Raw genomic sequence first — 24,268 nt, 5'->3', positions numbered from 1 at the left:
TCTTCCATAACATATGAAATATATTCTAAATATAAATGGCTAGCTATATTAATAGCTAGCTGTTTCTTTATATTAATTTATTTTTATAAAAATTTAAGTTTTTTTCTAATTATAATTATATTTTATATAATATCATTATTCAATAATATCTTTTATTATGGATATACGCCCAAAAATATAGAGATTGTAAGGGTTAATTCTTTGAATTATTATGGAGGGATAGGAGAAGTAAAGGGTAGAGAGTTATATTTAGAGGGAAATCTTAAGGAAGTAAAGATAGGTGAAAGGATATTTGCACAAGGTAAGTTTTTAAAAGATAAAAGAGCTTCTAAGGGGAATTTAGGAACCTATGAAATAAAAAAATATGAAAAGATAAATGATGATTTTAAAACTAAAATATATAGATTAAGAGAATATATATTTAATAAGATAAAAAAGAAATTAGGTGAAAGAAGAGCTGCTTTAATTACATCTATTTCTTTTGGATATAGAGAGTTTTTAGATAATGAAGATAAAAGTGATATGAAAGCTTTAGGAGTTATGCATGTTATTGCAGTTTCTGGGCTCCATATGGCCATTGTCTATGGTGTTCTTATAAAACTTTTTAGTAAATCAGTAGCTCCAGTTATAGCCTTTATATATGTTATATTCACAGGATCATCTTTATCTACAATAAGAGCCTATATAATGTTATTATGTATGAGTTTAGCTATTCCATTAAGAAGAAATTATAATCCACTAACAGCCTTATCTTTAGCTGGAAGTATTTTGCTTATTTATAATCCAAGTAGTGTTTTTGAAGTAGGATTTCAGTTATCTTTTTTTGCTACATTAGGGATAATACTATTTAATAAAAAAATAAATAAAATTTTATATAAATTCCCTAAATATATTAGAGAAGGAATATCTATATGCATTTCAGCTCAAATTTTTACATTTCCTGTTCTTCTAATTTATTTTCAAGAGTTTTCCTTAGGTTTTATAATTGGAAATCTATTAATTTCACCACTAATAAGTATTGTAGTTATTCTTGGTAATTTATTATCTATTACTTTATTTTTACCAAATATATTTAATTATATATGTTTTATAACATATTATGTAACCTTATGGTTAGATAATATAACTGATATGTTAATAGACATATTTCCTTCAGTTACTTATTTAAATGAAAATATAGCTTTATTTTATATATTTTTTATAATAACTATTTATTTTTATAAGAAAGGATTTAAAAGTTTTATATATTTACCTGTATTAGCTTTAATATATATTTCAATAATAATATATAGTCCTATTCCTAAAATTAAATATTATAAAGATGGAGCTATTTTATTATCATATAAAGGTGATCGTATATTGCATACTTTGAAAAAAGATGTAGATTTAAATAAAATTAAAAAAATTTCTTTAGCTAAAAGAATATATAAAAATAATGAAAAATTAATGATTGGAAATAATCTTTCTTTAAATAAAGAGGGAGGTAATTTTTTATTAAATAATAACGGGAAAAAATATTTGTTATTGTTAACTAAAAAGAATTTTAAATCAGATTATGATATAATAAATTTTAGAAATGGAGATTTTGATGAAGTTTTAATTTTTCCAAGTAGAGTTTTAATTTTAGATTAAGAAAGGTGGATTATCTTGATAAATTTAGATGGATTAGAAAATGAAGTTAAAAAGGGGCAAGTAGATAATTCATATATATTTTGTGGTTTAGATGAGGAATTAATTAAAGAAGGAATTGAAAAAATAGTAAATAAAGTTTTAGATAAAAATTTTTTAGATTTAAATTATATAAGGCTAGATGGAATGATAACTACCATAGATGAGATAATAAATGCATGTGAAACTATGCCGTTTTTAGGAGAGAAAAAGGTTGTTGTTATTTATAGAGCTAATTTTTTAAAAGAAAAAAGTGATAGTTCTAATTCTAAGACTTACAAAGAAGTATCAGCTTACTTAAAAGATCTACCTTCTCATACTATACTTATAATGTATTATTTATTTAGCGATAAAAGAGATACTCCTAAAAAGAATAAAAAACTATCAACACTAGAAAAAGTATCAAAGATTGTATATTGTGATAAGTTAAAAAAGGACAGATATTATAGAAAAATAGAAGAAGTTTTTAAAAAAAGTGGTGGGGAAATAGGGAAAATTGAATTAAGATATTTTGCTGAAAAAGTACAAAATAATTTTGACATTATAAAGAGAGAAGTAGATAAATTAGTACTTTATACAAATGGAAGAGCAATTACTAAAAGAGACATAGATAAATTAATTCAAAATAAAAGTGAAGATGATATTTTTGATTTAGTAGATTTAATTTCTCAAAGAAAAGCTGAAAAAGCTATAGATTTAATGGATGAACTTTTATTTAAAGCAGATCAGCATATGTTAATAATAACTAATATAGAAAATAACTTTAAAAGGTTATATGAAATGAAAATTTTAATTAGCAAAGGGAAAAGAGTAGATGAACTTGCAAGTAAATTTAGATTGCCAACATTTATAGTAGAAAAACTTATGGGACAATGTAGTAAATTTACTGTTAAGCAATTACAAGAACTAATGAAGCTTTGCTTAGAAACAGAAAAAAGAATAAAATCTTCAAATGTAGATAAACAAACAGAAATGGAGATTATGCTGTTTAAATCATTTATGATTAAGTAAAATTATGCAAAATAATAGCCGGTCCAATGGACCGGCTTTTATTTTATTACGCCATAGCGTTTAACTTTGCAGCTAATCTTGACTTCTTTCTAGCTACCATGTTCTTATGACATACTCCTTTTTGAGCAGCCATATCTAAAGCTTTAACAGCCTTAGGGAAAAGAACGTTAGCTTCGTCTGCATTGTTTGCAGAAACAGCAGCTTCAAACTTCTTTATAGCAGTTTTTAAAGCTGATTTTATCATTCTGTTTTGAGCAGTTTTAGCTTCTGTAACTTTAATTCTCTTTTTTGCTGATTTAATGTTTGCCATCTCTATTTCACCCCCTTAAGATTTTATAGGGTCTCTTTGCAGCTTTGGGGAAATCTGCGTTCGAGTTTGTTTTTTAACATAGTAGATTATATCATTGAAAGTTTGTAAGTTCAAGTATTAAATTAAAACATTAAGGAAAAATAAGAAGGATGGAAGAAAAATTGGAGGTTTTTTTATGATAAATGTAAGAACTGATTTAGCAATAGAAGCAAGGGATATGTATACTGAAGAAAATAAAAAGGAACTGGATGGTGTTATTGTTGAAGAAGAAAAGGAAGATGATATAAAAATTACAACAGTAACAATAGAAACTGACGAGGCTGGAGAAAAACTTGGAAAGCCAGCAGGAAATTATATTACTATAGATTTTCCAGAGTTTACTCATTATGATGGAGAGTCTATGGATAAAGTTTCTAAAGTAGTTGCAAATGTATTAAGAAGATTAGTTGATATTTCAGAAGAGAAAACAGCTTTGGTAGTAGGCCTTGGAAATTGGAAGGTAACACCAGATGCTTTAGGGCCAAAGGTAACAGAAAAAATAATGGTAACAAGACATTTAAAACAAGTTATGCCAGATGCAATAGATGATTCTGTAAGACCAGTATGTTGTATTGCTCCAGGAGTTCTTGGAGTTACGGGAATAGAGACTGGGGAAGTTGTAAAATCATTAGTAGATAAAATTAAACCAGATTTAGTTATTTGTATAGATGCTCTTGGATCAAGAAAACTAGAAAGAGTAAACAGAACAATACAAATAGGAGATACAGGGATATCACCAGGAGCAGGAGTTGGAAACCATAGAATGAAAATAAACAAAGATAGTTTAGGTGTAAAAGTCATTGCTATAGGAGTTCCAACGGTTGTTGATGCAGCTACAATAGCTAATGATACTATGGATCTTTTGTTAGATGAACTTATAGGTAAAGCTGAAACTGGTAAAGAATTTTATAATATGTTGAAGTCAGTAGATAAGATTGAGAAAAGTGCTTTAATAAAAGAAATATTAAATCCATTTGTAGGAGATTTAATGGTAACACCAAAAGAAGTTGATACTGTTATAGACTCTTTGTCTAAAATAATATCAAATGGAATAAATATGGCTATTCAACCTAATTTAGATATGGAAGATATAAATAAATTTATGAATTAAATACTATATTACTAATTATAATACTTCTTATATATACATATTGTATAGTAAGAAGTATTTTTAATTTAAGTTTTGTAAAAAATTAATATCTACAAAAATATTAATAAAAAATATTAATAATTAAGTAACCCAATAAATATATATATTATGTGAGGGGGAGTTACTGTGTATGAATTAAGAGGACGAAGAGCTGTTAACGTAATGGGAAGAAGAAAATCAAAATCTAAAGAAGGTAGTAAGTTTAATATAGGATACATACTAATGATTATAGCAATTTTAGTATTTTTTATAAGGGCTTTAGGTGTTGTCGATAAATATTATGAAAGAGGCGGGTACGCATATGTACAACTTTTAAATTTTTCTATGCCGATAGTAGAAACTCAGGTGTATAATAAAGAAGATTTTGCTGAAAATAAGTTATCAATAGAAAAAATAATAATACAAGCATTAGGATTAGGAAATATAAATGCGCAGTCTATAGTAGGAAAAGAATTAACTCTTTTTAAAGAAGTAGCAGGAGACTGTGTACAAAATAAATCTATCGTTGGTTTAACACCATTTAGTTTAAAGGATAATAGTATAGCAAAACTTACACCAGAGGAAATAGCAGAACTTAATAAAGTAAGTGATGCATACGATCCAAGTTTGAAAAAAACATTAGATAATTCTAAACCGGAAGTGCTTATATATCATACTCATACAACTGAAAATTATGCTGAGGCAGGAAAAGATACAACAGATAGTAATTTTAATGTAGTAGGTGTTGGTGATATTTTAGCTAAAGAATTAGAAGAAGGATATGGTATATCAGTAGTTCATGATAAGACAAATCATAGTATTGAATATAATGATAGCTATAATAGATCTAATGAAACAGTGCAAAAGTATTTAAATAAGTATGGAGATTTTAAATTAGTAATTGATTTGCATAGGGATTCTCTTGATCCTGGAAAAAAAGTAACAGGTAGCATAAATGGACAAGAGTTAGCAAAGTTTATGTTTGTTAGGGCAGAGAATAGTACACGATATGAGGCTAACAAAGCACTTTCAGATAAGCTATACGGAATAGCTACATCATTATACCCTGAAATAACTAGAAATATTTGGACATATGAAATAGGTAAAAATGCATTTAATCAAGGATTAAGTGATAACTCTGTATTAATAGAGGTTGGTTTTAATACAAATACTGCACAAGAAGCAAAATTAACAGCAAAATATATAGCAAGAGTATTAGCAGAACATTTAAATAGACAATAATTGAATAAAACATTAAAGATATGAGCATCCTTATAAATATAAAATTTTAGGGGGTGCTTATTTTTGTCTTTAAAGAAATTTATTTTAGGAGCGATAATATTTACAATAATAATTGTATTAGGATTTACAAGTGTAAATATAGAAACAACTAAAGCATTATCTCCAACTGGTGATGGAGCAGACAATTATGCTATGGTTAGTAAAGAGTTTGGAAAAGATTTTGAAGAATTTATAAGAGATAATGCAATGGTAAAAATATATGTACCAAAAGATGATGATGATAATACTACTATAAAAGTTTATAATAATGAATTTAGAGTAAAAAAAGAAAATCCATTTGTAAAAGGATTTTATGAAGTTGTTTATAAATTTTCCAATAGTTTTAATAGTATAAAGAATAAAATTGATGGAAAACTAAAGAAGAATAATGAAAATACTAATAATCAGTTAGATAATATTGTAGATGACTTTATAAAAGAAAGAGAAGAAGAAAAGTCACAGAATAAGAATATTAAGAAAGAAGAGAAAAATATAAACAAAGAAGAGAATGAAGGCAGTAATATTAATATAGATGAAAAAAAGAATACAGAAGGTGAAAATATAAATAAGAAAAGCTCAGTAGAATAGCTTTAAATACTTTTACTTGACATAGAATGTAGACTTTGTGATATAATTTAGCTGATTTTAATTATAATGGGGGTGAAATAACTATTAATAGATTTTTATTAATAGTTTAGATATATGAATAGTAATAGACAAGAGCGTATTAGGAATTTTTCAATTGTTGCACATATAGACCATGGTAAGTCAACCCTAGCAGATAGATTATTAGAAGCTACAGGAACCCTTACTCAAAGAGAAATGGAAGAGCAAATTTTAGATAATATGGAGTTAGAAAGAGAAAGAGGAATTACAATTAAGTCTCAAGCAGCAAGACTTATATATAAAAGAGAAGATGGAGAAGAGTATATATTAAATCTTATAGATACTCCAGGTCATGTGGATTTTACATATGAAGTTTCAAGAAGTCTAGCAGCTTGTGAAGGAGCTGTACTTGTTGTAGATGCAACTCAAGGAGTTCAAGCTCAAACTTTAGCAAATTGTTATTTAGCTTTAAATAATGATTTAGAAATAGCTCCAGTTATAAATAAAGTTGATTTACCATCAGCAAGACCGGAAGAGATAATGCAAGAAATAGAAGATGTTATAGGAATTGAAGCTCATGATGCGCCTTTAATATCAGCAAAGACTGGATTAAATATAGGAGACGTACTAGAAAGTATAGTTGAAAAGGTTCCAGCTCCAACAGGAGATGAGGAAGCTCCACTTAAGGCTTTAATATTTGACTCTTATTATGATAGCTATAAGGGTGTTGTTTCATATGTAAGAATTAAAGATGGCATAGTAAAACCAGGAACTAAAATAAAACTAATGGCTACTAATAAAGTTTATGAAGTAACAGAAGTTGGGGTGTTTACACCTAAATTACTTCCAATTTCAGAATTAAGAGCTGGAGATGTTGGATATATAGCAGCTTCAATAAAAAATGTAAGAGATGCAAGAGTTGGTGATACTATAACAGAAGCAGATAGACCAACTGATGCAGCATTAGAAGGATATAAGCCAGCTATACCTATGGTTTATTCAGGTATTTATCCAGTGGATGGAGCTAAATATCAAGAACTTAAAGATGCATTAGAAAAATTACAAATAAATGATGCAGCTTTAAATTTTGAACCAGAGACCTCAATAGCTTTAGGTTTTGGATTTAGATGTGGATTCTTAGGTTTATTACATATGGAAATAATACAAGAGAGAATAGAAAGAGAATTTAATTTAGATATTATTACCACAGCGCCATCAGTTATTTATAAGGTTATAAAAACTAATGGTGAAGTAATAGAACTTACAAATCCAACAAATCTTCCACCAGCTACAGAAATAGATTATATGGAAGAACCAGTAGTTAGAGGAAGTATAATTTCTCCATCAGATTATGTTGGGGCAGTAATGGAATTGTGTCAAGAAAGAAGAGGAACTTTTATTGATATGCAATATTTAGAAGAAACAAGAGTGTCTATAAATTATGAAATTCCATTAAATGAAATAGTATATGACTTCTTTGATACATTAAAATCAAGAACTAGAGGATATGCATCATTAGATTATGAATTCAAAGGATATACAAGAACAGAGCTTGTAAAACTTGATATAATGTTAAATGGAGATGTAGTAGATGCTTTATCTATGATAGTTCCTAAAGAAAGGGCTTATGATAAAGGAAGAGGAATAGCAGAAAAGCTAAAGGAAATAATTCCAAGACAAATGTTTGAAGTTCCAATTCAAGCAGCGGTAGGATCAAAGATTATAGCAAGAGAAACAGTTAAAGCAATGAGAAAAGACGTACTTGCTAAATGCTACGGTGGAGATATTTCAAGAAAGAAGAAACTTCTTGAAAAGCAAAAAGAAGGAAAGAAGAGAATGAGACAAGTGGGATCTGTAGAAGTTCCACAAGAAGCATTTATGGCAGTACTTAAAGTAGATTAATAAAGTTAACTTTAAAAAAGATATTAAGTTTGTAATTTACAAACTTAATATCTTTTTTATTTTACTAAAAAAATTTAGATTCAATAAATTCAAACAAGTCAGATAAATCTATATTATCAGCTAAAAATTTTAGATAAGGGACAAAATTATAATCATCCATTTCTATAAGTTTAGATACTTTAGGGTTAATTCTAAAATAATTATTTTTTAACAAGATATTACAATACATATCATCTAAATCGCACATACCATCCATAACTAATGAAACAATAGGTGAGTGCATTTTCGCAAATGGATGGAATGACCACTTATATATTCCCCAGTTACTAGTAGATTGTTTAATTTTATAAGGACTATCACCTGTACCTATAGATAGTAATTTTATATCATTTTTAAAATCTATGTTAGGAAAAGCATTCATACAATGAAAAATAGATATAGTTGTAGGAGAATTAGCAACTACACCACCATCAATAAAATTTTTATGGGATGGGAAAAATGTAGGTGCAGCAGAACTAGCAAGAGCAACATCTATTATGTTGTAATTTATAGTTTTATTATCAGTTAAATTATTAAAAAATACAGGTTCCCATTGGTTTTTAGTAAACCCATTAACATTAAATGAAGGAATACAAACATATTTAGGTAAATTTTTTAATGTCAAATTATTAGGAAAGTAGTTTAATAAAATAGATTTTAAATTTTTATTACTAAATTTAGGTTTGAATAAATTAAAACTAGGATTAGAAAAGATTTTGCTAGTTATTTCGTAACTATATAAATTATCAACTTCATTTACAGAAAGACCGCTAGCTAAAGATAATGCAATTAGAGAGCCTGTTGATGTACCAGCAAATAAATCTATATTATCTAATAATGTTGGATATTGATAACATAGTCTTTTGAATATACGAATAGATAATGCACCTTTAATTCCACCACCATCAAAGGAAACTATTTTTAATGGATTCAATTTATATGCTCCTTTATATGACTATATAATTAAATTATTCAAATACATAAAGAGTGTTATTAGGATTTTTAAAAATATTAATTAATAGTAACAAGTGTAATTATTTACTAATTAAATAAATATATTTTATTATGATTAAATAATTATTTAAAGGTGGGAGATATTATGATAAAAGCAGATTTCAGAGATGTTAAAATTAAAGGAAAAGTTATGAGAAATAAAGGCTACTCTACAGGAACATTAAAAAGAAAAAATGGAGATATAATTCCAATTTCAATGGTAGGTCATAAATTAGATACTTATATAGCAAGACATGGATTAAATTCTAAAATTACAATAGAACTAGATGGATTAAAGATAAATTCTAAAATTGATAGAGTACAGAGAGATTTAATTTTTCATAACGCAATTAATATAGATTTAATAGAAATTTAAATTGTTAATCTTATATTAAATTAAATGGAAAGAATTCTTAATAATAAGGATTCTTTTCATTAGATAAATGATTATAATTAGTATATTATAATAATAAAATAAGCTTAAATGAAAGAGAGAATAGAGAAATGAAAGAAATAGCATTATACATACATATACCTTTTTGTAAGCAAAAGTGTTTATATTGCGATTTTCCATCTTATGCATCATTAGAAAATCTTATGGATGACTATGTAGATGCTTTATGTATGGAGATTCAGGAAAAAGCTAAAGAATATTTAATAAGCAGTATATTTATAGGTGGTGGAACACCATCTTATTTGAATAAAAATCAAATAGAAAAGCTTCTTAATTCAATTAATAAACTTAACAAAACTAAAAATATGGAATTTTCAATGGAATGTAATCCAGGATCATTAGATGAGGAAAAGCTAAAAACTATGTTTTTAGGTGGAGTTAATAGAATAAGTATAGGACTTCAAGCTGTTCAAGATTCTTTACTAAAATCAATTGGAAGAATTCATACTTATAGAGAGTTTGTAGAAAACTTTAATTTAGCGAGAAAAATAGGATTTAAGAATATAAATGTTGATTTAATGTTTGGATTGCCAAATCAAAAAATTAGTCATTGGAAAGAGTCATTAGAAACTATAGCTAACATTAAACCAGAACATATTTCTTCATACAGCTTAATTATAGAAGAGGGAACTTGTTTTTATAATATGTGGAATAAAGATAAATTAAATTTACCCTCAGAAGAAGATGAAAGAGAAATGTACTCTATGACTAAGGAAATATTAAAATCACATGGATATAAACAATACGAAATATCAAATTATTCAAAGGAAGGATACGAATGTTTACATAATAAAGTTTATTGGCAATGTAAGCCTTATTTAGGAGTTGGAACATCGGCAAGTTCATTTTTAGATGAGTATAGATTTAAAAATATAGATAAAGTTAAAGAGTATATCAAAAGAATTAATAACAACGAAAGTGTAGTTGAAGAAAAATTAAAAAATTCCATAGAAGATGATATAGAGGAATTTATGTTTATGGGTCTTAGATTAATAGAAGGTGTATGTAAAAGAGAATTTGAATTAAGATTTGGAAGAAATATTAGAAGTATATATAACGAAATAATAGATAAAAATATATCTATGGGATTATTAGAAGAAGATAATAATATATTAAGATTAACTTCTAAAGGAGTTGAATTATCTAATGTTGTAATGAGTGATTTTATAATTGATAGAAAGTAAAAGAAATAGTGAGAATTTAAAAGAAAGAAAAATATAAGTTATAATATTGGCACTAGATCATTTAATTTTAAAAATTATCAAATTGACAAAAAAAACTATAAGGAATATATTGATATTGTAGTCATTAGCACTCGACATTAATGAGTGCTAACAGATAGAGGTGATGTCATGGCTATTGATGAAAGAAAAATAAAAATACTTCAGGCTATCATTAATGATTATATAATGACAGGAGAACCTGTTGGTTCAAGAACAATAGCAAAAAGATATAACCTTGGAGTTGGTTCTGCAACCATAAGAAATGAAATGGCCGATTTAGAAGAGATGGGTTATCTAGAACAACCTCATACATCATCAGGTAGAATACCTTCAAATAAAGGGTATAGATTATATGTAGATAAATTAATGAATGCAGAAGCTTTAAGTAGAGAAGAAGAACTTAAAATCAAGGAATATATAATTAATTCTGCAATGTATGAAGTTGATAAAATAGTAAAGCAAGCATGTTCATTACTTTCAGAGCTTACAAATCTAACTTGTATTGTTGAGACTCCTTCAGTTAAAAGAAGTTATATAAAATCTATTCAACTACTTGTAATAGATAGTTATAATTTAGTTTCAGTAATAGTGGCTGATAGTGGAGTTATTAAAAATCATAGAATAAGAGTTAGTGAAATGCCAGAAATAGAAACTCTTCAAAGAATAAACGAAATTTTAAATCTAAGATTGAAAAATTTGACTATAGAAGAGATTAACTTAGAAGTAATAAACAATTTAAAAAATGAGTTAGAGGGGTATGATGAATTATTTAATGCAATTTTACCAGCATTATATGAAACTCTTAAAGAAGTTAATCATTCAGATATATTGGTAGAAGGAGCAACAAATATTTTCAATTATCCAGAATATAACGATATAGAGAAGGCTAAAGAAATCCTATCTTTAATAAATGACAAGGATTGTGTAATAGAACTTTTAGAATCTCCAGAAGGTATATCTATAAAAATTGGAGAAGAAAACTATTTTCCTGAAGCAAAAGAATGTTCTGTAATTTCAGCGGAATATTCTTTAGATGGAAGACCAATAGGAACTATAGGATTAATAGGCCCAAGAAGAATAAATTATTCAAAGGTAATTGCAATAATGGGTCAGGTTATGAAAGAGTTAAATAGAAGCCTTAGAAATCAAATTATCGAATAAAATAGAGATGAGGTGTTGTTGTGGAAGATAACAAAGAGTTTAAAGAGGAAGTCAAAGATGAGAATATAGAAGTAGAAGAAAATGATATAGAAGTAGAAGAGTGTGATTCTTGTCAAGATGAATCTTCAGAAGAAAATATTCCAGAAGAAAAAGAAAGCAAAGATGGATGGAATCCATTAAAAACAATGAAAAAATTAAAAGAAGATAATAAAAAGTTAAGTAATGAAGTTGAAGCTTTAAAAGATAGATTATTAAGAATATCAGCAGAATACGAAAATTACAGAAAAAGAACAATTAAGGAAAAAGAAGGAATATACACAGATGCTTGTACAGATGTATTAAAAGAAATGTTACCTGTTTTAGATAATCTTGAAAGAGCACTTCTTGCTGATGGAAGTATTGAAGATGTTAAAAAGGGGATTGAAATGACTATAAAAGGAGTTTCAGGATCTTTTGAAAAGCTAGGTGTAGAAGAAATAGATGCAACAGGAGAATTTGATCCTAATTTACATCAAGCTGTAATGCATGTTCAAGATGAAAATCTTGAAGCTAATATGGTAGCAGAAGTATTCCAAAAGGGATATAAAAGAGGCGATAAAGTTATTAGATATACAATGGTTAAAGTAGCCAACTAATAAATTAAAAGAAGAATTAATTCATAAAAGTTTAGGAGGAATAAATTATGGGAAAAATTATAGGAATTGATTTAGGAACAACTAATTCATGTGTAGCAGTTATGGAAGGTGGAGAACCAGTAGTAATAAGTAACTCAGAAGGAGCAAGAACTACTCCATCAGTAGTTTCATTCCAAGCAAATGGAGAAAGATTAGTAGGGCAAGTAGCTAAAAGACAAGCGATTACAAACCCAGATAAAACAATAATATCAATTAAGAGACATATGGGAACTAATTATAAAGTTAGTATAGATGGAAAAGATTACTCACCACAAGAAATATCAGCAATGGTACTTCAAAAAATTAAGGCTGATGCAGAAAGTTACTTAGGAGAACCTGTAACACAAGCAGTAATAACTGTTCCAGCATATTTTAATGACTCAGAAAGACAAGCGACTAAGGATGCTGGTAGAATAGCTGGCTTAGAAGTTTTAAGAATAATAAATGAACCAACAGCTGCATCTTTAGCTTATGGTTTAGATAAAATGGATACAAACCAAAAAATATTTGTTTATGACCTAGGTGGTGGTACTTTCGACGTATCAATTCTTGAACTTGGAGATGGTGTATTTGAAGTATTATCAACAAATGGAGATACTAAGCTAGGTGGAGATGACTTTGATGAAAAGATCATGAACTACATTGCTGATACATTTAAAGCAGAAAATGGAATTGATTTAAGAAATGATAAAATGTCACTTCAAAGACTAAAAGAAGCTTCTGAAAAAGCTAAAATTGAATTATCATCATCAATGCAAACTAATATAAACTTACCTTTCATCACTGCAGATGCAACTGGTCCAAAGCATATTGATATGAATCTAACTAGAGCTAAATTTAATGAAATAACTCATGATTTAGTTCAAAGATCAATAGAACCAATGAAGAAAGCTTTAGCAGATGCAAATCTTTCATTAAGTGATATAGATAAAGTAATATTAGTTGGTGGATCAACAAGAATTCCAGCAGTTCAAGAAGCAGTTAAAAACTTTACTGGAAAAGAACCTTCAAAGGGTGTTAACCCAGATGAATGTGTTGCAGTAGGAGCAGCTATTCAAGCAGGTGTACTAACTGGAGAAGTTAAAGATGTATTATTACTAGATGTTACACCATTAACACTTGGAATTGAAACATTAGGTGGAGTTGCAACTGCACTTATAGAAAGAAATACTACAATTCCAGCTAAGAAGAGTCAAACATTCTCAACAGCAGCAGATGGTCAAACATCAGTTGAAATACATGTAGTTCAAGGTGAAAGACAAATGGCAGCTGACAATAAGACTCTAGGTAGATTTACTTTATCAGGAATTGCACCAGCTCCAAGAGGAATTCCTCAAATAGAAGTTACTTTTGATATAGATGCTAATGGATTAGTTAAAGTATCAGCTGTTGATAAGGCTACTAATAAAGAAGCTAACATCACAATTACAGCATCAACTAATTTAAGTGAAAGTGAAGTAGAATCAGCTGTAAAAGAAGCAGAAAAATTTGCAGAAGAAGATAAGAAGAGAAAAGAAAAAATCGAAGTTAAAAATAATGCAGATCAAGTAGCTTATCAAACTCAAAAGACTTTAGAAGAGTTAGGAGATAAAGTATCACCAGAAGATAAGGCTAAAGTAGAAGCTAAGCTTGAAGAATTAAACAAGATTAAAGATGGTGATGATACAGAAGCTATTAAGAAGACTATGGAGGAATTAACTCAAGAATTCTATGCAATATCATCAAAAGTTTATGCTGATGCAAATGCTAATGGTGGAGCTAATGCAGGATTTGATCCAAATAATATGGGTGGAGCTAATCAAGGAGCAGCTCATGATGACAATGTAGTAGATGCAGATTTTGAAGTAAAAGAAGATAAATAGTTGTAACAAGAAACTAGACTGGTTATAATAGATGAGGGAAGACAAACCGTCTTCCCTTTTATAAAGTAAAAAAATGGTGGTGAAAGAAATAGATGGCAAATAAAGACTATTACGCCTCCCTTGGATTAGAAAAGGGAGCTTCAGACGAAGAAATAAAAAGAGCCTTTAGAAAGCTAGCTATAAAATATCATCCTGATAAAAATCAAGGAAATAAAGAGGCAGAAGATAAGTTTAAGGAAATAAATGAAGCTTATCAAGTGCTTTCAGATCCAGAAAAGAAAGCTAGATATGATCAATTTGGTACGGCTGACTTTGATGGAAGTGGATTTGGCTCAGGTGGATTTGGTGGCTTTGACTTCTCAGATATGGGAGGTTTTGGAGATATATTTGATAGTTTCTTTGGAGGCAGCGGCGGTCGAAGAAGAAACGGACCTCAAAGAGGAGATGATCTTGAGTATACTTTAAATTTAACTTTTGAAGAGGCTGTATTTGGAGTAGAAAAAGAAATATCTATTAATAGAAGTGAAAACTGTGATTCATGTAGGGGAACAGGAGCTAAGGCAGGAACTACACCTAAAACATGTCCTACTTGTAATGGATCAGGTCAAGTTAGAGTTCAAAGACAAACTCCATTAGGTAGTTTTGTAAGTACTTCAACTTGTGATAGATGTGGTGGTAAAGGTAAAATTGTTGAAGAACCATGCCAAAAATGTAGTGGAAAAGGTAAAGTTAGAAAGAATAGAAAAATTAAAATTAATATTCCAGCAGGTGTAGACACAGGAAATGTTATGCCTTTAAGGGGACAAGGAGAACATGGAACTAATGATGGTCCACCAGGAGACTTATATATTAGAATTAATGTAGCTCCATCAAAGAAGTTTGTAAGAAAAGGTAATGACATATATGTAGATGCTCATATTTCAATGGCAAAGGCCGCTTTAGGAACAGAAATAACAGTTGCTACAGTTGATGGTGATGTTAAATATACAATACCACAAGGAACTCAATCAGGAACTTTATTTAGATTAAAAGGAAAAGGTGTTCCAAGAGTTAATTCCTCAGGTAGAGGAGATCAATACGTTAAGGTAATAGTAGATATACCTAAGTCATTAAATGAAAAACAAAAAGAAGCTTTAAAGATGTTTATGGAAGCATCAGGAGAGAGTGTAGATGAAGTAGTAACTCATAAAAAGGGCTTTAAAGATCTGTTTGGGAAGAAATAGTAAAAAGAGATTCTAACATAAATGGTTAGAATCTCTTTTTTATTATATAGGTTTTTACTAATGACTATTATAAAAATATTCAATAAATGTGAATTATTTTTGATGATATAATATACACTATGAGGGGATAAATAAATTTTGAGGTGATAACATGACTAAATTAAAAAAAATACTATACGATGAGATTGAAGATTTTAGAGAAAAAGGACATAAATTTTTAAATGGTGAATTAAATGTAATGCAATTTAAACATGCTTCAGGAGGATTTGGTGTTTATGCGCATCGTGGAGGAAAAGAGTTTATGATTAGACTTAGAATCCCTTCAGGAATTACTAATTTAGAAGAAATGAAAATTATATATGAATTTGCTAAAAAATATGGAATGGAAAGAATACATTTTACCACTCGTCAAGCAATTCAATTCCATGGATTATCTATAGATGAAGTTTGTGATTTAATGAAGGAGGCTTTAGATAATGACATATATACTAGGGGATCAGGTGGTAATTTCCCAAGAAATGTAGCTATATCACCTTTATCAGGAGTTAATACTGATGAAGCTTTTGATGTTACACCATATGCAATGGCTGTTGGAAACTATTTTCTAGAAAGAATTTATACATATAAATTACCTAGAAAGTTAAAAGTTTCATTTTCAAGTAGTAATGCGGATGGAGCGCACTGTACAGTTCAAGATTTAGGTTTTTTAGCTGTTAATAAAGATGGTAATGAATATTTTCAAGTTTATTTAGGAGGAGGCTTAGGACAGAATCCTAAAATAGCAGTAAAATATAAAGAACTTATAGACCCAAAAGAGGTTTTATATTATGTAGAGGGTATGGTTAACTTATTTATTGCAGAAGGAAACTATGAAAATAGGAATAAAGCTCGTGTAAGATATATTTTAGATAGAATGGGAGAAGAGGAATTTATAGCATGTTTTAAAAATCATGTTGATGAAGTTAAAGCTAAAGGAGATTTAGATTTATTAAATATAAAAACTAAAGAATATAATAAACCGGGAATAGAGACAAAGATTAAATCAACAAGATTATTCAAACAAAAACAAAAAGGATTATATAGTGTATATTTACATCCAGTAGGAGGACAGCTTGAAGTAAAAGATTTAAAAGCTATCTTAGATTTAGTAGATAAAATGAGTGATGTAGAATTTAGACTAGCGATGACTGAAGGTATTTATTTTAGAAATTTAAATGGAAAAGAAGCAGAAGAACTATTAAAATTAACAGAAGATATGGGAGGTAAAACCGTATTTGAGCAAAGTGTTTCATGTATAGGAGTCCCAACATGTCAAGTAGGTTTATGTAATAGTCAAGGAACTTTAAAAGCTATTTTAGATTATTTTAAAGAAAAGAATTTTACAAAAGATGTATTACCTAGAATATATATATCTGGATGTGGAAATTCTTGTGGAGTACATCAAGTAGGTCCTATAGGTTTTACTGGTAAAAAGAAGAGAGTTAACGATGAAGTTTGTGAATGTTTCTCCCTTTATGTTGATGGTTCATTTGCAGTTAATAAAACTAAACTTGGTGATTGTTATGGTGATATATTAGCTAGTAAAATACCAGAATTTTTATATGAACTGGCTGTAAATATAGATAAAGCAGAATTAAGATATGATGAGTATATAAAAAGTAATAATGAGAATTTTAAAAATTTAGTAAATAAGTACTTAGTATAGTACTCTTTAATAACCTATATCTAATAAATATAGGTTATTTTTATATAGATAAAATATCACCTGCACTAATAAAATACATTCTTTTATAGTAGCATTTGTACTAGGAAAGGTTATGATTATTATATGAATATATTGAATAAAATAATTAAAAGATATTATTTCTTTATTATTTCATCAATATTTCTTATAGTATTATTTTATTTTAATAAAGAAATAGGAGTCAAAAGTTTAGAAAGTGCAAAGAATAGTTTTTATTAGATGATTGGTGTGTTGCCACCAATAATGATGTTATTAGGACTTATGGATGTTTGGATTCCAAGGGAATTATTAATGAAATATATGGGAGAAAATTTAGGGGCTTTAGGAGTTATTTTATCTATTTTAATGGGTATTTGGTTAGTTATTTCATAAATAGTAATGACTTGAAAAATATTTATAAAATAAAAAAAGAATAATATATATTTGAAAATAATAATTACTTTCTATATTATAAGTATAATAATAAATAAGTTTAGGAAGTATAGTAATGATATACTAAACTTGAGAGGAGACTATATATTATGAAAAAAGTAACATTTCAAGGAGATCCATTAACATTACAAGGAAGCACAGTTAAAGTTGGAGAAAAACTTAGAGATTTTGTAGTAGTAGGAAATGATTTAAATCCTGTTACTTTAAAAGATACAAGGGGAGTTAGAGTATTTTTAAGTGTTCCATCTATTGATACTGGAGTTTGTGATATGGAAGTAAGAAAATTTAATGAAGAAGTAGCAAAACTTCAAGGAGTAACTTGCTATACGGTTTCTATGGACTTACCATTTGCACAAGTAAGATGGTGTGGCGCAGCTGGAGTAGAGGTAGTTAAAACTGTATCTGATTATAAAGATAGGAGCTTTGGAGAAGCAACAGGAACATATATAAAAGAGCTAGGACTATTAACAAGAGCATCATTTGTTGTTGATTCACAAGATAATGTAACATTTGTTGAATATTTAGAAGAAATAACAAATGAACCTAGTTATAATAAAGTATTAGAGGCTGTAAAGTTAGCTAGATAATATTGATTTAATAAACAGATTCTCTTGATTTTAGAGTGTCTGTTTATTTTTTTAGATTTAAGAAAAGAAACTTTAACTTAAAACTAGACAGATACTCAACATAAGTGTAAAATAATAAATTAGTCAAAGTATGTTTGAAAGGACTGGTTTTAATGGAAGGAACATGGATAGAGGTAAGAGTAATAACTAAAAGTGAGGCTCTTGAACCTATTTCAGGAATATTTTATGGATTAGATTGCAAGGGGATTGCTATAGAAGACCCAAATGATATATTAGGAAGAGAACAAGGACCATTAACTTGGGATTTTGCAGATATTAATGTATTAGAGCATAAAGGTACTGTTGCAGTAGTAAAAGCTTATTTTGCAGAAGAAGATAATATAGAAGAAATTTTAGTTTATATAAATGAAAAGATAAATGAACTTAGAGAAATTGGTATCGATGTAGGTGAAGGAAAAGTTGAAAATGAAAAAATGTTTGAAGAAGACTGGGCAAACAATTGGAAAAAATACTATAAGCCTACTAAAGTTGGAGATAAAATAGTTGTTAAGCCAATTTGGGAAGAATATGAAATTAAAGATAATGAATTATTAGTGGAACTTGATCCTGGAATGGCTTTTGGAACAGGTACTCATGAAACTACTAGAATGTGTATACAAGCTTTAGAAAGATACGTTAAAGAAGATAGTACTGTATTTGATGTTGGATGTGGATCAGGAATATTAGCTATATCAGCAGCAAAATTAGGAGCTAAACTAGCTGTTGGAGTAGATTTAGATCCAGTGGCTGTAGAATCAGCTAAAGAAAATGTTGGATTTAATAACTTAGATAATATAGAAATTCTATATGGAAACCTAGTTGAAGTTATTGATGGAAAAGCAGATATAGTTGTAGCTAATATAATAGCTGAAATTATATGTATATTAACAGAGGACGTGAAAAGAGTAATAAATGATGGTGGATATTTTATAACATCAGGTATTATTCATGATAGAGTTGAAATGGTAACTAATAAGTTAGAGGAAACAGGGTTTGAAGTTCTTGAAATAAATAAGGATGGAGAATGGAACTGTATAGTTGCTAAATTAAAGTAATTTTATTTTAAGGAGAGAATGTAATGCATAAATTTTTTACTCCAAGAGAGAATTTTTCAGAAAATGAATGTACAATTTTAGGTGATGATGTAAAACATATATACAAGGTTTTAAGACTTGCCGAAGGAGAAAAAGTTATTTTAAATAACTGTAATGGAGAAGAGTTTCTTGGAGCAATAAAATCTGTAGGGAAGCAAGAAGTCGTAGTATCAATATTAGAAAAGCTAGATATAGATAATGAAAGCGAAGTTAAGATATATTTATTTCAGGGATTACCAAAGTCTCAAAAGATGGATTTAATAGTTCAAAAAGGAACTGAACTTGGAATATGTGAATTTATACCTACTTTAACATCAAGAGTTGATATAAAACTTAAAGGAGACTTTAAAAAGCTTGATAGATTAAATAGAATTGCATTAGAGGCAGCTAAGCAAAGTAAGAGAAGTATCGTACCTAGAGTTACTGAACCTGTTTCCTTTGAGAGTGCTATAAGTGAAATAAAGCTTATGGATTTAATGATTGTTCCATATGAAAATGCTGAAAATTTTGGTGTTAAGACTCTTATGGAAGAATTAAAAAATAAAGATTATGATTTAAGAAAAATTAAAAAAATTGGGATTTTAGTAGGTCCTGAAGGTGGCTTTGAAGAAGACGAGATAGCTATACTTAAGGAAAATGGAGCGTATATTATTACATTAGGAAGTAGAATACTAAGAACAGAAACAGCTGGATTTGTAGCTACTTCATTAATTCAATATGAATTAGGTGATTTAGGAGGAAAAATTTAATGAAAGTTGCATTTGCTACATTAGGGTGTAGAGTTAACGTATATGAATCAGAAGCTATGGCAGAAAAGTTTATAAGAGAAGGTTATGAGGTTGTAGACTTTAGTGAAGTTGCTGACGTTTATGTTATAAATACATGTACAGTTACAAATATGGGTGATAAAAAATCTAGACAAATTATAGGAAGAGCAAGAAGATTAAATGAAAATGCTATTATAGCTGTTGTTGGTTGTTATTCACAAATGGCACCAAAGGAAGTTTCTGAAATACCAGGTGTAGATGTAGTTCTTGGAACTAGAAATAAAGGTGATGTTGTTTACTATGTGAATAAGGCTAAAGATGAAGGGAAAAACCAAGTTCATGTTGAAGGTGTTCTTAAGAATAAAAAGTTTGAAGACTTAAATATAGAAGATTATCAAGATAAAACTAGAGCTTTTCTTAAAATACAAGATGGTTGTAATAGATTTTGTACATATTGTTTAATACCTTATGCAAGGGGATCAGTTTGTTCAAAGGATCCTAAAAAGGTTATAAGTGAAGTTAAAAAACTGGCAGAGCATGGTTTTAAAGAAATAATATTATCAGGAATACATACAGCATCATATGGACTAGATTTAGAAGGAAATGTAACTCTTATAAATATAATAGAAGAAATTGAAAAGGTAGAAGGAATTGAGAGAATAAGAATAGGATCAATAGAACCAGCTTTCTTTACTCCAGAAGTTATTGAAAAGATAAAGAAATTTAAAAAGTTATGTCCTCATTTTCATTTGTCATTACAAAGTGGATGTGACGCTACATTAAAAAGAATGAATAGAAGATATACGTCTAAAGAATATGAAGATACAGTAAAATTACTTAGAGAAACTTTAAAAGGTGTTTCAATAACAACTGATGTTATAGTTGGATTTCCAGGAGAAACAGAAGAAGAATTTAATGAAACTTTAGAGTTTTTAAAGAGAATAAAATTAACTAAGACTCATGTATTTAAATATAGTCCAAGAAAAGGCACAAAAGCTGCTGATATGGAAAATCAAATAGATGGAAATATTAAGGAAAAAAGAAGCAAAATATTAATAGATTTAAGTAATAAAAATGAAGAAGAATTTAATAAAAAATTTATAAATTCTAAAATGGATGTTCTTATTGAAAAAGAAGTAAAAGAAAAAGAGGGTATATTTGAAGGATATACAAGGAATTATATAAAGATAGAAGTGCCTTGCACATGTTCAGATATTACTGGTAAAATTGTAGATATAAAAATAATAGAAGCTAATGGAGAATTGGCAAAGGCTGAACTGCTTTAAAAGTTAAATATAATCTATAATGAAAAAAATTTTATTATAAGTTATTATTTATAAATAAGTTATATAAGGATTAAGGGGGGTGAATTTATGAATTGTATTTTTTGTAAAATAATAAATGGTGAAATACCAACTGAAAAGATTTATGAGGATGAAAAAGTTGTGGCTTTTAATGATATAAATAAAGAAGCACCAATACACTTTTTAGTTATACCTAAGGTTCATATACAAAGTGTAAATGAAATAAATAAAGATAATTCAGATATTATTTCACATATATTTATGGTTATTAATAAAATAGTAAAAGAACTAGGTATAGACAAATCTGGATATAGAATTGTTAATAATTGTGGAAATGATGGTGGCCAAACTGTAAATCATATTCATTTTCATGTTTTAGGACAAAGAGAATTAAAGTGGCCACCAGGTTAATAGTTTTTTTATCTAGAGGTTGACATTTTAACTCTAGCTATTGTATAATATAGCGTGTGTTATTAAGCCCGTAGCTGAGTTAAATTAATTAATTTGAGCTAGCGGAGGGAGGGATAATAGATGTCAGAAATAAAAGTTGGAGAAAACGAAACACTTGAAAGTGCGTTAAGAAGATTTAAAAGAAAATGCGCTAGAGCTGGAGTTCTTTCAGAAGTAAGGAAGAGAGAACATTATGAAAAGCCAAGCGTGAAGAGAAAGAAGAAATCAGAAGCTGCTAGAAAGAGAAAGTTCAAGTAAGAATTTAATTTCTTTTGAAAGAAGGTATGAAAATGCCAATTAAAGATAGACTTCAAGAAGATTGGAAAACTGCATTAAAATCTAAAGATAAATTTAGAGCAAATGTCATAAGTACCGCTAAGTCTGCAATACTTTTGGTTGAAAAGACTGATGGTGTTAAGCTTGAGGACGATAAGGTTATTGAAATTTTAGCTAAAGAAGTCAAGCAAAGAAGAGAAGCTATGCTTGAATTTGAAAAGGGAAATAGACAGGATTTAGTAGATCAGAATAAAGCTGAAATAGAGATCTTGTTAAACTACCTTCCTCAGCAGTTAAATGAACAAGAAATTTTAGAAATTATTAAAGTTTCAGCTACAGAAGTAGGCGCTAATAACATTAAAGACATGGGAAAAGTTATGGCAGTGGTTAGACCTAAAGTAATGGGTAGAGCCGATGGTAAGCTTGTAAGTCAAATTGTAAAAGATTATTTAACTAATAAATAGCAAAAGAACTCATTTTTATGAGTTCTTTTTGTTTTGCATAAAAATGTAATTTTCTTTTAGATTTTATCATAAAGTACAATGAAGGATTATTTATAAGGAGAGGCGAATATGCAAGACAAATTGAATAAAAGTAGAAATATTATAGTTGAAAAGCTTGATTTACCTAAAGATATAATTTTAGATATTCCTAGAATTACGGTTTTAGGAGATGGTGAAATAACTATAGAAAATCATAAAGGCATTGTTGTATTTGAAAGAAATATAATTAAAGTAAATACAAATGTTAGCCCCATTACTATAAATGGAGAAAATTTTGAGATTTTATATATAGGAAGTTCTACTATAACAATAAGTGGAAAATTTCAATCAATAATTTATGAGGGGTAAGAAAAATGGGATTTGACTTTTTAAAAATAAGTAAGATTACTGTAGAAGTCAGTATTCTTAACCCAGAAAGACTTTTAAACATATTATGGACTAAAAGAGTGAATATCTTAAATGTAAAAAGGGTGGACATAGCTACAGTATTGATTCAAATAGAATATGAAGATTATGATATTTTAAAGGATGCAGTTAAAAAGCTCGGGGGTAAAATGAAAATAGTAGGAAGTGGAGGGTTTTTATTTTTTTTAGGGAAATTAAAAAGAAAATCTTCTCTTGTAATTGGTGGAATACTCTTTGTTATGATTATATTTTATTTATCTACATTTGTGTGGAGAGTTGAAATAAATACTAAGAAAAATGTTTCTCCATATGAATTAAGACAACAATTATATGCTATAGGAATAAAACCGGGAATAAAGAAAAGTAATATTAATGCAAAAGAAATAGAAAAAAAGATAGAAGATGTAAATTCGGATGTGTTATGGCTTAGAGCTAGAGTTGAAGGATCTACACTTAAAGTTTATATAGAGGAAAAAGTTAACCCACCAAAGCAACAAGAAAAGAAAATGGGAAATCTTGTGGCGAAGATGGATGGGCAGATTAAAAGAATATATGCTTTTTCAGGGAGAGCAGCAGTACCTATAGGAACAATGATAAGAGCTGGAGAAGTAGTTATAGAAGGTATCAATGGTAAAGAGGAAGAACCTTATGAAGTGCCACCAGAAGGCGTTGTAATGGCTAATACATTTTATGAGAAAGATATGAAAGTTCAAATAGATGGAAGTAAGTTAGAAAGAAATGGAAAAAGGGATAATGATATATACTTAAATATCTTTGGAAAGAAAATTTACTTGAAAAAAGCTATAAAAGACTTTAAACATTATGATAAAATAGAAGAGAGTGGAAAAGTTTTTAATAAAGTAATATATTTTGAAAGAGAAGAAACTCCTGTAAAACTTAGTAAAGAAGAAGCAGTTGAAAATTCTATAAGGGAACTTGGAGAATCTCTTTTAAATGAATTAACTAGAGAAGCTGTTATTGTAGATAAAATAGTAAATACAGAAGAAGATGGTCAAGGAAATTTAATGGTTAAAGTGATATTTGTTGTTGAACAAAATATAGTGGATAATACTCCTATTAACTAGCGATAAC

25 protein-coding genes are annotated in these 24,268 nt (G+C 28.3%); 23 read left to right on the top strand and 2 right to left on the bottom strand.

The window, feature by feature from the left end; translation table 11 throughout:
• Positions 1-201: 201 nt before the first annotated feature.
• Both CP523_RS02335 and holA read left to right on the top strand, forming a co-directional pair.
• On the top strand, positions 202-1,632 hold the full coding sequence (locus tag CP523_RS02335) for a ComEC/Rec2 family competence protein (RefSeq protein ID WP_227909587.1): 1,431 nt from the start codon (positions 202-204) through the stop codon (positions 1,630-1,632).
• Positions 1,633-1,647: 15 nt separating this feature from the next.
• Complete coding sequence (holA, locus tag CP523_RS02330) at positions 1,648-2,679, top strand: DNA polymerase III subunit delta (RefSeq protein WP_066673995.1); 1,032 nt, start codon at positions 1,648-1,650, stop codon at positions 2,677-2,679.
• Positions 2,680-2,725: 46 nt separating this feature from the next.
• On the opposite strand, the gene rpsT is transcribed toward holA, so the two are convergent.
• A complete protein-coding gene (rpsT, locus tag CP523_RS02325) occupies positions 2,726-2,989 on the bottom strand; it encodes a 30S ribosomal protein S20 (RefSeq protein ID WP_066673998.1) in 264 nt (87 codons plus the stop codon).
• A 175-nt stretch (positions 2,990-3,164) separates the two neighbouring features.
• Here rpsT and gpr point away from each other — a divergent pair, with 175 nt between their 5' ends.
• The 4 genes from gpr (at position 3,165) to lepA (ending at position 7,946) form a co-directional block, all read left to right on the top strand.
• Positions 3,165-4,139: a GPR endopeptidase gene (gene gpr, locus CP523_RS02320; protein ID WP_066674002.1), complete on the top strand. Its 975-nt coding sequence runs from the start codon at positions 3,165-3,167 to the stop codon at positions 4,137-4,139.
• Between the two features lie 201 nt (positions 4,140-4,340).
• The gene (locus CP523_RS02315; protein WP_120141036.1) at positions 4,341-5,399 is read left to right on the top strand and encodes a stage II sporulation protein P; all 1,059 of its coding nucleotides are present in this window, start codon (positions 4,341-4,343) and stop codon (positions 5,397-5,399) included.
• A 63-nt stretch (positions 5,400-5,462) separates the two neighbouring features.
• A complete protein-coding gene (locus CP523_RS02310) occupies positions 5,463-6,026 on the top strand; it encodes a hypothetical protein (RefSeq protein WP_066674004.1) in 564 nt (187 codons plus the stop codon).
• 114 nt (positions 6,027-6,140) lie between these two features.
• Positions 6,141-7,946 carry a translation elongation factor 4 gene (gene lepA / locus CP523_RS02305; RefSeq protein ID WP_066674005.1) on the top strand — a complete coding sequence of 602 codons (1,806 nt, stop codon included), beginning with the start codon at positions 6,141-6,143 and terminating at the stop codon, positions 7,944-7,946.
• Positions 7,947-8,010: 64 nt separating this feature from the next.
• Here the strand turns inward: lepA and CP523_RS02300 are convergent, their stop codons facing one another.
• Positions 8,011-8,919, bottom strand: a complete 909-nt coding sequence (locus CP523_RS02300; RefSeq protein ID WP_066674008.1) for a patatin-like phospholipase family protein — start codon at positions 8,917-8,919, stop codon at positions 8,011-8,013.
• Positions 8,920-9,084: 165 nt separating this feature from the next.
• On the opposite strand from CP523_RS02300, the gene CP523_RS02295 reads away from it, so the two are divergent.
• From CP523_RS02295 to yqfD, 17 genes are all read left to right on the top strand, one after another.
• Positions 9,085-9,354 (top strand): hypothetical protein, encoded by a 270-nt coding sequence (locus CP523_RS02295; RefSeq protein ID WP_066674010.1) that lies wholly within the window; start codon positions 9,085-9,087, stop codon positions 9,352-9,354.
• 128 nt (positions 9,355-9,482) lie between these two features.
• Complete coding sequence (gene hemW / locus CP523_RS02290; RefSeq protein ID WP_066674012.1) at positions 9,483-10,616, top strand: radical SAM family heme chaperone HemW; 1,134 nt, start codon at positions 9,483-9,485, stop codon at positions 10,614-10,616.
• A gap of 168 nt (positions 10,617-10,784) precedes the next feature.
• Positions 10,785-11,816 carry a heat-inducible transcriptional repressor HrcA gene (gene hrcA, locus CP523_RS02285; RefSeq protein WP_066674013.1) on the top strand — a complete coding sequence of 344 codons (1,032 nt, stop codon included), beginning with the start codon at positions 10,785-10,787 and terminating at the stop codon, positions 11,814-11,816.
• Between the two features lie 20 nt (positions 11,817-11,836).
• Positions 11,837-12,451: a nucleotide exchange factor GrpE gene (grpE, locus tag CP523_RS02280; RefSeq protein ID WP_066674014.1), complete on the top strand. Its 615-nt coding sequence runs from the start codon at positions 11,837-11,839 to the stop codon at positions 12,449-12,451.
• A gap of 47 nt (positions 12,452-12,498) precedes the next feature.
• A complete protein-coding gene (dnaK, locus tag CP523_RS02275; protein WP_066674015.1) occupies positions 12,499-14,352 on the top strand; it encodes a molecular chaperone DnaK in 1,854 nt (617 codons plus the stop codon).
• A 92-nt stretch (positions 14,353-14,444) separates the two neighbouring features.
• Entirely contained in the window at positions 14,445-15,575 is a 1,131-nt protein-coding gene (gene dnaJ, locus CP523_RS02270; RefSeq protein ID WP_066674017.1) for a molecular chaperone DnaJ, read from the top strand.
• 151 nt (positions 15,576-15,726) lie between these two features.
• Positions 15,727-17,280: a nitrite/sulfite reductase gene (locus CP523_RS02265; RefSeq protein WP_066674018.1), complete on the top strand. Its 1,554-nt coding sequence runs from the start codon at positions 15,727-15,729 to the stop codon at positions 17,278-17,280.
• Positions 17,281-17,538: 258 nt separating this feature from the next.
• Complete coding sequence (locus CP523_RS15880) at positions 17,539-17,691, top strand: hypothetical protein (RefSeq protein ID WP_162925930.1); 153 nt, start codon at positions 17,539-17,541, stop codon at positions 17,689-17,691.
• A gap of 149 nt (positions 17,692-17,840) precedes the next feature.
• Entirely contained in the window at positions 17,841-18,338 is a 498-nt protein-coding gene (gene tpx / locus CP523_RS02260; RefSeq protein ID WP_066674019.1) for a thiol peroxidase, read from the top strand.
• 152 nt (positions 18,339-18,490) lie between these two features.
• Positions 18,491-19,432: a 50S ribosomal protein L11 methyltransferase gene (gene prmA / locus CP523_RS02255; protein ID WP_066674021.1), complete on the top strand. Its 942-nt coding sequence runs from the start codon at positions 18,491-18,493 to the stop codon at positions 19,430-19,432.
• A gap of 23 nt (positions 19,433-19,455) precedes the next feature.
• Positions 19,456-20,220, top strand: a complete 765-nt coding sequence (locus CP523_RS02250; RefSeq protein WP_066674024.1) for an RsmE family RNA methyltransferase — start codon at positions 19,456-19,458, stop codon at positions 20,218-20,220.
• The gene (gene mtaB / locus CP523_RS02245; RefSeq protein WP_066674026.1) at positions 20,220-21,524 is read left to right on the top strand and encodes a tRNA (N(6)-L-threonylcarbamoyladenosine(37)-C(2))-methylthiotransferase MtaB; all 1,305 of its coding nucleotides are present in this window, start codon (positions 20,220-20,222) and stop codon (positions 21,522-21,524) included. Before CP523_RS02250 ends, mtaB begins: the two co-directional genes overlap by 1 nt.
• 87 nt (positions 21,525-21,611) lie before the next feature.
• Positions 21,612-21,953, top strand: coding sequence for a histidine triad nucleotide-binding protein (locus tag CP523_RS02240; RefSeq protein WP_066674028.1), 342 nt, complete (start codon positions 21,612-21,614; stop codon positions 21,951-21,953).
• Positions 21,954-22,073: 120 nt separating this feature from the next.
• Positions 22,074-22,250 carry a 30S ribosomal protein S21 gene (gene rpsU, locus CP523_RS02235; protein ID WP_003441547.1) on the top strand — a complete coding sequence of 59 codons (177 nt, stop codon included), beginning with the start codon at positions 22,074-22,076 and terminating at the stop codon, positions 22,248-22,250.
• A 32-nt stretch (positions 22,251-22,282) separates the two neighbouring features.
• Entirely contained in the window at positions 22,283-22,732 is a 450-nt protein-coding gene (locus CP523_RS02230; protein ID WP_066674030.1) for a GatB/YqeY domain-containing protein, read from the top strand.
• Between the two features lie 108 nt (positions 22,733-22,840).
• On the top strand, positions 22,841-23,119 hold the full coding sequence (yqfC, locus tag CP523_RS02225; protein WP_066674033.1) for a sporulation protein YqfC: 279 nt from the start codon (positions 22,841-22,843) through the stop codon (positions 23,117-23,119).
• A 5-nt stretch (positions 23,120-23,124) separates the two neighbouring features.
• Positions 23,125-24,261, top strand: a complete 1,137-nt coding sequence (yqfD, locus tag CP523_RS02220; protein ID WP_066674035.1) for a sporulation protein YqfD — start codon at positions 23,125-23,127, stop codon at positions 24,259-24,261.
• Positions 24,262-24,268 lie beyond the last annotated feature (7 nt).

Origin of the sequence: Clostridium septicum (assembly GCF_003606265.1) — a bacterium.
In the GTDB taxonomy this organism is placed as follows: domain Bacteria; phylum Bacillota; class Clostridia; order Clostridiales; family Clostridiaceae; genus Clostridium; species Clostridium septicum.
This window is presented reverse-complemented; position numbering and strand designations above follow the sequence as displayed.